Source organism: Pseudoduganella sp. GW821-FHT12E03 (assembly GCF_058807115.1).
This window is the reverse complement of sequence record NZ_JBXAQJ010000008.1, coordinates 140,033-152,278: the sequence shown is the minus strand read 5'-3', so window position 1 is coordinate 152,278 and position 12,246 is coordinate 140,033. Positions and strand designations below refer to the sequence as shown.

General features: G+C 67.3%; 6 protein-coding genes. 2 read left to right on the top strand and 4 right to left on the bottom strand.

Annotated elements, in window-relative coordinates; translation table 11 throughout:
• Positions 1-89: 89 nt before the first annotated feature.
• Both AC1RRC_RS20840 and AC1RRC_RS20835 read left to right on the top strand, forming a co-directional pair.
• A complete protein-coding gene (locus tag AC1RRC_RS20840; protein WP_493057447.1) occupies positions 90-2,642 on the top strand; it encodes a hypothetical protein in 2,553 nt (850 codons plus the stop codon).
• A gap of 169 nt (positions 2,643-2,811) precedes the next feature.
• The gene (locus AC1RRC_RS20835; RefSeq protein ID WP_493057446.1) at positions 2,812-4,230 is read left to right on the top strand and encodes a cytochrome P450; all 1,419 of its coding nucleotides are present in this window, start codon (positions 2,812-2,814) and stop codon (positions 4,228-4,230) included.
• Between the two features lie 31 nt (positions 4,231-4,261).
• On the opposite strand, the gene AC1RRC_RS20830 is transcribed toward AC1RRC_RS20835, so the two are convergent.
• Genes AC1RRC_RS20830 through AC1RRC_RS20815 form a run of 4 tightly spaced genes read right to left on the bottom strand, consistent with a single transcriptional unit; the run spans position 4,262 to position 12,207 of the window.
• Positions 4,262-5,182 carry a GGDEF domain-containing protein gene (locus AC1RRC_RS20830; RefSeq protein WP_493057445.1) on the bottom strand — a complete coding sequence of 307 codons (921 nt, stop codon included), beginning with the start codon at positions 5,180-5,182 and terminating at the stop codon, positions 4,262-4,264.
• Positions 5,183-5,228: 46 nt separating this feature from the next.
• On the bottom strand, positions 5,229-5,603 hold the full coding sequence (locus AC1RRC_RS20825) for a response regulator (RefSeq protein ID WP_493057444.1): 375 nt from the start codon (positions 5,601-5,603) through the stop codon (positions 5,229-5,231).
• A 29-nt stretch (positions 5,604-5,632) separates the two neighbouring features.
• A complete protein-coding gene (locus AC1RRC_RS20820) occupies positions 5,633-6,148 on the bottom strand; it encodes a hypothetical protein (RefSeq protein WP_493057443.1) in 516 nt (171 codons plus the stop codon).
• Positions 6,148-12,207 (bottom strand): AAA family ATPase, encoded by a 6,060-nt coding sequence (locus tag AC1RRC_RS20815; protein WP_493057442.1) that lies wholly within the window; start codon positions 12,205-12,207, stop codon positions 6,148-6,150. The genes AC1RRC_RS20820 and AC1RRC_RS20815 overlap by 1 nt, the downstream gene beginning before the upstream one ends.
• Positions 12,208-12,246: the final 39 nt, after the last annotated feature.

The window sequence follows — 12,246 nt, the reverse complement described above, 5'->3', positions numbered from 1 at the left end:
AATACACTACCATTGTACAGGGCCGGCGCCGCCGTTCCCTTACCGCCGTCCCCTTGGCGCTGTCCCCGCAACTGTTTCCGGAGCCCGAATTGGCCACTTTGACGATGGCATGCACGCCACGCATCCTGATTACCTTGCTGGCGGCGCTGTCCGCGGCGCCAGTTGCGTCCACCTGGGCGGCGGGCTTCCCGATCGCCACCTCGGGCGACGGCCTGTGGGTGTTCCGCACCGATGCGCGCAACCAGTTGCACCGCAGCGCGGCGGGCGGCGCCACCACCGATGCCACGGCCGCGCTGCCGGTGCCGGCACACGTCCTGTCGGCCAGCGCGGATGGCCGCACCGTGGCCTACACCAGCCGCTACGCGCCGGGCTGTATCGGCATCGCCACATTTGGCGATGGCCGCAGCCATGGCGGCAACGGCAAGACCAGCTGGCTGCGGCTCGATGGCGCCGTGGCCGGCCCGGCCTGCGCCACACCGGCCAGCCCGGCGGCGGCCGCGATGCCGATGGCGCTGTCCGGCGACGGCAAACGCATTGCGCTGGGCGGGGCCCAGGTGCGGGTGCTGGAGTTGCCCGGCATGCGCAATACGCTGACAATCCCGACCGGTGGCGATACCGTGCTGGACCTGCGCTTTGTCGACGATGGCCGCAAGCTGCTGGTGGCGCAGCGCGCCGCCAATGGCGAATTGCGGTTTGCCATCTGGGATACCGGCCGCCGTGAATTGTTCAGCTACCAGCGCGCCGCCGCACCTGCCGGGCCGGCGTCGAGCTATGCCTGGCATTTTGCCGAAGCCACCGGCGACCTGTGGCTGGTGCCGCCGGCCGGCGCGGCCACCGCCCTGAGCCTGGCCACGGCGCGCGGCAAGAAGACCAAAGCCGCGCCGGCGCAGCTGGTGACGCCGCTGGCCGTCAATGTCAAGCAATGCGGCCGCCAGCGCGGCGCGGCCGTGCTGCGGCCTGCCGATGGCGGCTGGCTGGCGTCCACCGCCGATCCGCGCGGCCGCTGGCTGGCCACGGTCACGCGCGATGCCGATGAGGCGGGCCGCCGCAACCGGTCCCGCCTGACCGTGCAAGATACCCGCAGCGGGCGGGTGGTGACGGAACGGCTGGTCGAGGGCGACTTGCAAACGCTGGCGCCGTCCGCCAATGGCAACATGCTGTATGGCGTACTGGGCGCACCGGCCGCCGACGGGGTGCAGCGCGCCGGCCTCAGCGCCGGCTTTGCCCAGCCGGACGGCGGCCAGTTGCTGGCGTTCGACCTGGCGGCCGACCTCGGCGCGGCGTCGCAGCAACCGGATGCGCCATGGGGCGCGCGGCGCTGCCCGATTGAAGACGAGGCGCCGCAGGCGCGCGAGATTGCCCAGGATTTGCAGCCGCCGGAAGCAACCTACACGGTGACCTTGCCGGCCGATGCGCCCGACATCACGGGCCGCGCCTGCCATGGCGACGAATGGTGGCAGCCGGGCATCGCCAGTGAACGGATCCGCCAGTGGGGCGTGACACCCGATGGCCGGGTGTGGCTCGACCGCGTCAACCAGCTGGAACGGCTGGACAAGGATACCGGCCAGGCCGCCGGACGCATTACCACGCCGCGCAGTGACAAGGTGTGCAGCATTCCCCTGTACGACGCCCAGCAATTCCTGGTCTGGCAAGGCGACTCCGTCAGTCTGCGCGGCTTTACCGGCGCGGCATCGACCATGCTGGTCAACAAGGAAGGCTGGTTTGCCGACAGCGTGGTGCGGCTGGGCGACAAGTTCGGCGTCCGCTGGGTGAAAGCGCAGCCACCGGCCAGTATCGTGCTCACACCCGTGGCGCCGGTGCGTCCGGCGCCGCCGCCCACCGGGGCTGGCGCACCGGCTGCAGCAGGCAGCGCACCTGGCGCCACGCCGGGGGCCGCCACCGCCGCGGCGCCAGCAGCAGCGGCAGCTCAGCCATCCGCGGCGGCGCAGGCGGCACAAGGCGCGCAAGCAGCGCTGGCGGCGCTGGCCGCCCAGGCCGCGCAGGCGGTACAGGGCACCCAGCCGGCCCAGCCTGCGCCGGCGGCCGCCGCCGCACCGGTGGCGACGCCGGATGCGCCCATCGCCGCCCCCATCTCCGCGCCAACCGTCCCGCGCGGACCGACCGCCACCACGCCGATCCAGCGCGGTGGCATGGGCAGCGCGATCGCGATCGTGTATTCCGCCGATGGCAAACCGCTGCGCCAGGTGCAAGGCCGGGTCGCCAATAGCCGCCCGGTGTTTGCCGCCGAACAGGATGGCGGTTCCGTGTTCGCGCCGGAAGCGGCGGCCGCCGCCGCCGCGCCGAAAGGCGGCTACCGCTGGCTGCCCGGTTATTTCGACAGTGTGCGCGCCACCCGCGCCGGGCTGGGTACCGTGATGTGGTCCGGGCTGGAAGCCCAGCCGGGCGACGCGCCGTTGCGCAAGCCGGGCACGGTGCAGGGCCTGGGCGGCGCGGTCGGCGCCGTCATGGAAGCCGATGCCCTGTCGGTCTACGACGCCGCCCAGCGCCGCCGCCTGGCGCGCATTCCAGTGGAAAAAGCGTCCGATGCGGCTTGGTCGCCCGCCAACCGCCTGCTGATGGTGGAATCGCCCGCCCCCGGCAATGGCGGACGCGCCCAGTTGAGCGCCTACGAGCTGGATTGACGCGGGATTGATGCGGGGTTGATGCGGGGTTGATGCGGGGTTGATGCGGGGTTGATGTGACTCCGCAACGTACCGTGCCACGCCCCGTTTCCCGCGTGGCTATAATCCCAAGTTCCTGCCCATGCGGCGCCACCCGGCACCCATGGTGCAAGGCACTCGGGAGGTGTACATGGCGCCTGATACCATTGAACCCGGCATCCGCACCCTGGCGGAATTGCCCGGCCCCAAAGGCATACCGCTGCTGGGCAATGCCCTGCAACTGGACCCGGTCCGTATCCACCTGATCCTGGAAGACTGGATCCGGCAATACGGCCCCGCCCTGACCATGAAACTGGGGCCGAAACAGGTCTTCGTCAGTTCGGACATGAGCCTGTTGAATACCGTGCTGCATGAACGGCCCGAACGCTACCGGCGCTTTTCCCCGATTGAATCCGTGCTGTCGGAAATGGGCGCCAATGGCGTGTTTTCCGCCGAGGGCGATGCCTGGCTGCCGCAGCGCAAACTGATCATGCATGCGCTGGGCGCAAACCACTTCCGCGCCTTCTTCCCCTCCATGCAAGCCATTACGCAGCGCCTGCTGGAGCAGTGGCTGCGCGCCGCACGCAACGGCGACACGGTCGATATGTGCCGCGACCTGACGCGCTATACCGTCGACACCACCACCACCCTGGCCTTCGGGGTCGATCCGAATACGCTGGAACAGAGCGGCGGCGCGATCCAGGACCATATGGCGCACATCTTCCCGATGATCCTGTCGCGCGTGAATGCGCCCTTCCCGTGGTGGCGCTACTTCAAGCTGCCGCGCGACCGCCAGTTCGACCATGCGCTGCGCGAAGTGCAGCACTATGCGTCCGGCCTGATTACCCGCGCCCGCGAACGGCGCGCCGCCCATCCGGGCGAGGCGCCGCACAACCTGCTGGAAGCGATGCTGGCGGCCGGCGAGGAAACCGGGACGCCGATGAGTGATGACGCCATCTTCGCCAACACCATCACGGTGCTGATGGCCGGCGAAGACACCACCGCGTTTTCACTGGCGTGGGCCATGTATTGCCTGTGCCGGCATCCCCACGTGCAGGAGCGCATGCACGACGCGGCGCTGCAGGCATTTGGCGCCGCGCCGCTGTGCCCCGCGTTTGACGACGTGCGCAAGCTCGATTATTTCGATGGCGTGGCGCATGAAGCGATGCGCCTGAAACCCATCATTCCATTGCTGTTCTTCGAACCGGTGAAGGATGTGGTGCTCGGTGGCGTGGCGCTGCCGGCCGGCACGCCGCTGTTCTTTGTGCTGCGCCCGGCGATGGAAGACCCGCACCGCTTCGGCCAGCCGGAGGCTTTCCTACCAGAACGCTGGGCAGCCGGACACGAGCATGTGCAGCCGCATGACGCGCACGGCTTCCTGCAATTCGGCGCCGGTCCCCGGGTCTGCCCCGGGCGCCATCTGGCCAGCGTCGAACAGCGGCTGGTGCTGTCCATGCTGGCGCGGCATTTTACGGTGGAGTTCGCCGGCGACCCGGCACAGATCAGGGAGGAATCCGCGTTCACGATGCGGCCGTCCAGCATGCCGGTGCGGCTTACGCTGCGGCAGTAAGGTCCGGGGTGTCAACCCGGAAGGCGGCGTGTCAGGCCGCCGGTGCGCCGGCCGGGGACGGCAACGGCCCCGCCACCGCCGTGCAATTGCGGCCTTCGGACTTGGCGCGGTATAGCGCGGCGTCGGCCCGCGCCAGCAACAGGCCAACCGACTCGCCTTCCAGCCATTCCGCCACGCCGATCGAGCAGCTGACCTTGCCCACCACGGGGAAGGTATGGGCATCGATCGCGGCGCGCAGTTTTTCCGCCACGGCGGCGCCGGCCTGCGCCGTCGTGCCGGGACAGGTGACCACGAATTCCTCGCCGCCCCAGCGTCCCGCCGCATCGGTGCCGCGCACATTGCGCACCACGATGCCGGCCACCTGCGCCAGCACCGCGTCACCGGCCTGATGGCCAAACGTATCGTTGACTTGCTTGAAGCGGTCGACGTCGATCAGCAGCACCGACAGCGGCAAGCCGCTGCGGCGTGCGCTGGCCACTTCATGGTCCAGTACCGCCGTCAGATGGCGGCGGTTGCTGATGCCGGTCAGGCTGTCGGTGACGGTCAGGCGCTCCAGCTCGCGGTTCTTGATGGCGAGGTCGGCGTGCGCTTCCGCCAGCGCGTTTTGCGCGCCTTTCAGCTGGGTGACGTCGACCGCGATGGAATACTTGGCGGGACGGCCGTCAAACCAGGCGATCCGGGTTTCCTGCAATTGGTACCAGCGGTCATCGGCTTCGTTGAAATGCTCGAAAATGATGGTCTGTCCCATGTCGCCGCTTTGCATGCCGGGAATCGCGCAAAATGCGCAGGGCTTGGCGCCGCCATAAATCGCTTCATAGCATTTGCGGCCATCGAGTTCGCCGGTGCGCTTGCGCATGGTCCGGTTGACATTGATGAGCTCCAGGGTCGCCATGTCCACCACATAAATGGGGAATGGCACCACGTCGAAGGCGCTGGCCCAGTAGTCAGGCATGGAGGGATTCGTGAAAATTGGCGGAGTGGACATTACGGGGCAGCATTCAGGCGCGCGGACGCATTACTTTGGCAATGGATTCCTGCAGCTTTTCCTTGCGGATCGGCTTCAGGATATAACCACGCGCGCCAGCGTCAATCGCCGCCAGCACCATTTTTTCCTGGCCATGCGAAGTTGCCATAATGATATTCGCGTGCGGGAATTCTTCAACGATCAGGCGCGTCGCCTGCACCCCATCCATATCAGGCATGGTGATGTCCATGGTGACGAAATCCGGCTGCAGCTGGCGATACGCCGTCAGCGCTTCCTTGCCGGTACCGGCCACCTGCAGCACATTGTGGCCCAACTCGGTCAGCATATTGACCAGTTTGTCGGTGGTAATAATCGAATCGTCTACAACCAATGCGTTCAGTGCTGCCATATTTCGTCCTAGAATCTCACTTGCTTATTTTAATCTACGTAGTTCAATTGTTGGTCAAACAATTCCGCCGGGCCGATAAAGCTGATTTCCATGCTGCCGGCGCGCGTGTCCAGCGACATGCTGGCAAATTGCGCCGCGCGGGGGCGCAGGATATCACGGACTTCGGCCAGCACCACCGGCGCCGACAACGGCAAGGCCGCGCCGATCTGCGGCAAGTCGTCGGTACAGTGCCCGGCGATGATGTTGGCGATTTCCGTGGCCGACGCCATGCGGTAGCGTTCCTGTTGCGCCGGCGGCACGGTGATATCGGCCGTGAAGCGGGAAAACAACACATCGAGCAGTTCGGGCTGGAAGCCGAACGCGATCAGCACGTTGACGGCGCCGCCAATGCCCACCACCACCGTGGTGTCACGCAGCGCCAGGATATCGACATTGCCCTTCGACTGGCTATGTCCGGTCACTTCCAGCTGCATTTCGTCGCTGAGGAAGCGCTTGGTGCGCTGCCGCGCGGACGCCATCATGCGTCCCATCATTTCCGCGTCCATCACAGCACCTCGCTTTCCACCGTGGCCGCCAGCGCGGTCAGCGGCAAACGGAACGTGAAGCGCGTCCCCTGTCCGAAGGTGCTGCGCACCGAGACGGACCCGCCCAGCTTGAGCGTTTCCGCCCGCACCGCGGCCAGTCCGACGCCGCGCCCGGAGAACTGGTCGGCGCGCGCCGCCGTGCTGAGGCCATCGGCAAACACCAGTTCCTGCAAGCCCGCCTCGCCCATCGCATCGAGTTCGGCGTCGCCATGCAAACCGCGCTCGCGGGCCTTGCGCCGCAGCGCGGCGGTATCGATGCCGCCGCCATCATCGGCAATATCGAGGGTCAGCCAGCCGTCGCTGCGCACGATGGTGCAAGTGATCTGCCCCGCGTCCGGCTTGCCGGCGGCGCGGCGCTGCTGCGGCGCTTCAATCCCGTGCGCGACCGCGTTGCGGAACACGTGCGCCAGCGAGCGCAGGAACGGCCGGCACGCGGCCGGATCGAGCCAGACGGTTTCGCTGTCGATGAACCGCACCGGCGCCAGCAGCTTGCGCAGGCGCGTGGCCACCGCCGCCATGGTGCGGTCATGGCCGGACAAGGCATCGCGCACCGCGATCTTGTGCAGGTTGCCGATCAACAGGAGCTCGCGCTTGCCCGCTTCCGCCATCTCGACCGGCTCGCCACGCAGCAGCCGCATCACCAGCGTTTCCATCTGGCGCGCCTGCTGGTCCGTCACGGACAGGCGCTTGCCGCCGGCCAGGAAGGCCGGGCCCAGCACGCTTTCCAGCGCGGCCAGGTCGCCGGCGATCGCCTGCTCCAGCCCCAGCGAGGCCAGATAATCCGACAAGCGCTGCAAGGTCAGCGCGTCACCCAGGTCTTTCAAGTCTTCCAGGCCGCTTTCCGCCACGTGCAGCGCCTGCGGCGCATGCTGGAAGCAGAACTGCCCCAGCACGCCCTTGTAGGTGTGCACTTCGCGGTAGACCCGTTCCAGCACTGCTTGTGGCGGCTGCATTGCCACCAGCATTTGCGGCAATTCGTCGCGCACGAACTGGCGGAACGCCGCCACGCTGTCGAGGAATTCAGTACTTTCCGCCACCGCCGCATGCACCATCTTCAGGCGGCCATGTTCCGCCGCCACCTGCTCGGCCAGACGCCGCTCTTCGGTGACGTCGGTCAGGGTCACCATCAGGCGGCCGGTATTGAGCACCGCATAAGTGGCCGACAACTGGCGGCCGGCCCGGGTCCATTCCGACGGCAGCAGCGACAGCATCACTTCGCGCCGGTCAGGATCGTCGGTGCCCAGCACGCGCTTGGTGGCGTCGGCCAGCAAGTCGGCGTTGTGCGGGTCGGCCGGGAACAGCAGCACACCCGCATGGCGGCCGGCCGGCGCCTGCCCCAGCATGCTTTCGCAGGCGCGGCTGTATTGCGGCGCCACCGCCATGTCGGCGCCGAACGACAGGAAGCCCTGGCCGGCGTTGTCGAGCAGCGCGGCGACCTGCTCGCCGGTGACGCGCACGGTTTCCAGCGATTCAGCCAGTTCGCGGGTACGGGCCCGCACGCGGGCTTCCATGTCCGCGTACAGGCGCGCGTTTTCCAGCGAAATCGCGGCCTGCGCGGCCAGCACCCGCAACAGTTCCAGCCGTTCTTCCGGGAAGGCGCCCACCGTCAGGGTGTTTTCCAGGTACAGGATGCCGAGCAGGCTGCCCTGGTGCGCAATCGGTTCGCACAGCACGGACCGGGGGCGGGCCCGCTGCAAATACGGGTCGCCGGAAAAGATCGATTGCTGGCGCGCATCCTGCAGCACTTGCGGGCGCATGGTGCGGCGCACGTACTGCGCCAGCGACACCGGCAGCAAGCCTTGCGCATCGGTGTCGAGCTGCACATCGCAGGTGCCGACTTCGATGCCGTTTGACGCGCCGGCATCGGCGCTCGCCACCACGCGCCACGACTCGCCCTGGCGCAGCATCAGCAGCGCCCGTTGCGCGCCCGAATGCTCGACCACGATGGTCAACAGGGTGCGCACCATGTCGGCAATCCGGATTTCCTTGGAAATCGCCTGCGACGCCGAGGTCACCGCCTGCATGTCGAACGCATGCTGAGCCATGGCGCCCGTGCCCAGCGTGCGCGTGGTGCGCAAGGTGACGGTGCGCCCGCCGGCCGGCAAGGTATGGTCGCCATGCAAAGTCGAGGTGGCCAGCAGCCCGGCGAATTCGCCCGACAGTTGCAGCAGCTTGGCTTCCGCGCCCCAGCGTTCATACATCAGCAGCGCCTGGCGCAGGTAATGCCCGGCCAGGCGCTCGCGCTGCTGCGCCAGGAAGATCCTGGCCGCCAATTCGCTGGCCAGCGCTTCTTCGTGCAACTGGCCCTGCGCGCGCGCGCAATCGATCGCTTCATCGAGCAAAGGCCAGGCCTGTTCCATGCGCCCTTGCAGGCGCAGCCGCAGCGCTTCGCACAGCAGCCAGTGGTAGCGGTAATTGTCGGGCGCATGCTGCGCCCACAGTTTCAGTTTAGCCTGGTTGCCATCGACCACGCGCAAGACGCGGCGCTTCGCGGCCCAGCCGCGCGCTTCGCTGTGCAACAACAGCGCCAGCGATTCGTGGAAATGGAACAGCACGAAGGCGTGCATGCCGACACCGGCCTTCAGGTACTGGCGCGCGCTGCGCGCATAGGACAGCGCATGCGCACCGTCATTGAAATGAATCGCCAGCATCAGCTTGGCGCTGTACAGCAGGAACAGCGAACTGGCGTCGTTGGCTTTCTGGTGCTGCGGCAGCAATTCCGATTCGCGGTAGGCGTCGCCGTTGAGCACCGTCGGCGCATCGCATGGCGCGGCGAAGTTGCGCGCGGCCTGCCACCAGATCGCGTGCCAGTATAGCGACGAGCCGACCTGGAAGCGCTGCAGGTCGGCATGGGCCTGTTCCATCCGGTCCAGCAGCTCCGGCAGCGGGCACGCGGTGTGGAACAGCGTCTGCATATGGTTGTTGCGCGCATACGAGGCGTATTCGAAGTCACCCTTCTGCAGCGACAGCGCATAGGTTTCCTCGAACATCGGGATCGTGGTGCGCAGCGGGTGGCGGAACTTGTGGACGATCCACGCGGCGAAGAACAGCGGCTGCTGCAGGTTCAGGTTATGACGGCGCGCCAGGTCGTTGGCGAATTCGCCATAGGCCACGCCGGTTTCGATATTGCCCAGCATCGCGCATTCCGTGATGCCCCACCACGAAAAACCATAGCCGGCGTTCGGTGAATAGCCATGCGCCAGCGAGACCGACACCATCTTGCACACCACCAGCGCCAGCAAGCCTTCGGAAATCCAGTAGGCCGGCGGCAAAATCAGGCCCAGCAAATCCATCACGGCCAGCATGGCCGGGTCTTCCATGGCCGGCAACTGTTGCAGCTGGCTGATCGGCCGGTTGCGCAGCGCCAGCTTGGTGGCCATCACCTGTCCCATCACGCGCAGCGGATGCGGGGTGCGCTGCAATGGCACGCCCAGCAATTCCAGCGCGTGCAGTGCGACGTCGACCGCATCGGACAGGCGGTTTTGCGCCACGCAAGCCTGGACCTGGATTTTCAGGGCTTGCACCCGTTCCACCGGCGCCGTGCGGCGCGCCAGGAACTCCTTGGCCCACTGGTCCATGGCCGGGTAGTCCTTGGCCAGGAACGCGGTCTCCGCGGCGGCCAGGTACAGTTCCATGGCCAGCGCGGGCTGCTGTTCCCAGATCGCGGTCGGACCGGATTCGATCGCCAGCTGGAAATACGCCTGTGCCGACGAATACGCGGCGGCGGCGCGCGCCCGTTTGCCCGCTTCCAGGTTGATTTCCGCCAGCTCGCTGCGCTGGCCGGCATCCTGGACCAGCGCGCGGCCCGCGTTGAACTGGTTGGCGATGTCAAAGATGCGCTGGCGGCGCTGGTTGTCATCCCAGCCGTCGATCCACTGGCGCGCAATCAGGTGGTGCAGGCGCGCCCGCGTGTCTTCGCCCAGCATGCCGTAGGCGGCCTGGCGCACACGGTCATGGATGAAGCGGTAATGCACGCCATCGGTGTGGCCCTGCTGGCGCGCGGTGCGGTAATTCATGCCGACCGGCGCCACGATGCTGGCTTGCAGCGCCAGCTCCAGTTCGGCCGCGACTTCGTGCGGCGGCTGTCCCAGCAGCGCGGCCAGGGTCGCCAGTTCGAAGCGGTCGCCGATACAGGACGCGTACAGCAGCGCCTGGCGCACCGGCCCGGGCAGGCGCGCGATTTTCGCGCTCATCAGGCTGACCACGTTGTCGGCGATCGCCAGCGCCGCGATGTCTTCGTCGCGCCAGTGCCACTGGCGCTGCGCCAGGTCATACCGCAGCGCGCCGCTGCCATGCAGCTCGGCCAGCAACTGGCGCAGGAAAAACGCATTGCCGTGGGTGCGGCCAAACAGCAGGCGCCCCAGCGCCTCGACGGCGGATGAGCCGGACGAACCGGCCAGGGTATCGGACACCATCTGCTGCACGTCGTCCAGCGTCAGCGCCTGCACCTCGATCGAATCGAGCGGCGCTTGCGCCGCGCGCAGCCGCGCCAGCGCCTGCGCGAACGGGTGCGCCGGCGGCGTCTCGTTGTCGCGGAAGGCGCAGATCAGCAGCAGCGACTGCAGGCGCGGCTGCGCCATCACCGCTTCCAGCAGCGACAGCGAGCCGGCGTCGGCCCACTGCCAGTCATCGATAAACACCGCCAGCGGATGCTTCACGCTGCACACCGCCTGCAGGAAGGCGCCAAACACATAGTGCAGGCGATTGAGCGCCTGGCTGCCGGACAGCGCCATCACGGCGGGCTGCGGGCCGATCACCAGTTCGATCGATGGAATCACTTCGGCCAGCACCTTGCCCTGCCCGTCCACCGCGCCCAGGATGCGCTCGCGCCAGCGCGCCAGCGACGCCTCATCCTCCTTCAGCAACAGCTGGCAAAAGCCTTCGAACGCCATGCGCCACGCGTAAAACGGCACGTCGCGCTGGTACTGGTCGAATTTGCCTTCGATATAGCCGCCGTGGCGCTGCGTCAGCGGCTGGTGCACTTCATGCACCAGCGCGGTCTTGCCGCTGCCGGCAAAGCCGCCCACCAGCAGCAGTTCGGCCGGTCCGCTGGCGGCGCGTTCAAACGCCGCCACGATGGCTTCGATTTCACGTTCGCGGCCATACAGCTTGCCGGGGATGCGGAAATTACCCAGCGCATCGTGCGCGCCCAGGGTAAAGCCCACCGCGCCGGCCGCCGAGCCACCGTTGTCCAGCACCGCGTCGGCGCACAGCCGCAAATCATGGGCCAGGCCGGCCGCGCTCTGGTAACGGTCGTCCGCGTTCTTCGCCATCAGGCGCATGATGATGTCCGACAGCAGCGGCGGCACGGCCGGGTTGCACAGGTGCGGCGGCTTCGGCGCCAGCGCGATGTGTGCGTGTACCAGTTCGATGCCATGGCGTCCGGCAAACGGCAGCACGCCGGTGAACAGGTGGTACAGGGTCACGCCCAGCGTGTACAGGTCGGAGCGGCTGTCCATGCCGCGGTTGACGCGGCCGGTCTGTTCCGGCGACACGTAGTGCAGCGTGCCTTCCAGTTCATGCACGCTCTGGAACCCGCTGCGCTCCTGGTTCAATTGCGACGCGATGCCGAAATCGATCAGGCGCAGCGCGCCGGTGGCGCGGTTCCAGACGATATTGGCCGGTGTCAGGTCTTTATGGATCACGCCTTGCGCATGCACGCCGGCCAGCATGTCGGCCAGCCGCACCGCCAGCGGCAGCCCGGCGGCCGGCGCCAGCGGCCCGCCTTCGAGCACTTGCGCCAGCGAGCGCCCGCCGATGTCTTCACTGACGATCATCAGCGCATCGTTGACGTTTTCCAGCGCATACGCGCGGTTCACGCCTTCCACCTCCTGCAAGGTGCGCATGATCTGGAATTCACGCTGGAATTGCGCATAGTGCGGCTGGTGCTGGGCCTCGTCCTCGGACAGGATTTTCAACACCACCGGCCGGCCGTCGGCGACGGCGGCGGCGCGCCAGATCCGCGTACTGGCGGAACTGTACAATTCTTCAAACAGCGTGAACTGCGAATTAATCTGCATAAAGCGTCAACACCTATGTCACCGGAATCACCGGAATCA

What these genes read in the sequence shown, in the direction of transcription:
- AC1RRC_RS20835 (WP_493057446.1), top strand. Translation starts at nt 2,812, where the DNA reads ATGGCGCCTGATACCATTGAACCCGGCATCCGCACCCTGGCGGAATTG.
- AC1RRC_RS20830 (WP_493057445.1), bottom strand. Translation starts at nt 5,182, where the DNA reads ATGCCTGACTACTGGGCCAGCGCCTTCGACGTGGTGCCATTCCCCATT.
- AC1RRC_RS20825 (WP_493057444.1), bottom strand. Translation starts at nt 5,603, where the DNA reads ATGGCAGCACTGAACGCATTGGTTGTAGACGATTCGATTATTACCACC.
- AC1RRC_RS20820 (WP_493057443.1), bottom strand. Translation starts at nt 6,148, where the DNA reads ATGGACGCGGAAATGATGGGACGCATGATGGCGTCCGCGCGGCAGCGC.
- AC1RRC_RS20815 (WP_493057442.1), bottom strand. Translation starts at nt 12,207, where the DNA reads ATGCAGATTAATTCGCAGTTCACGCTGTTTGAAGAATTGTACAGTTCC.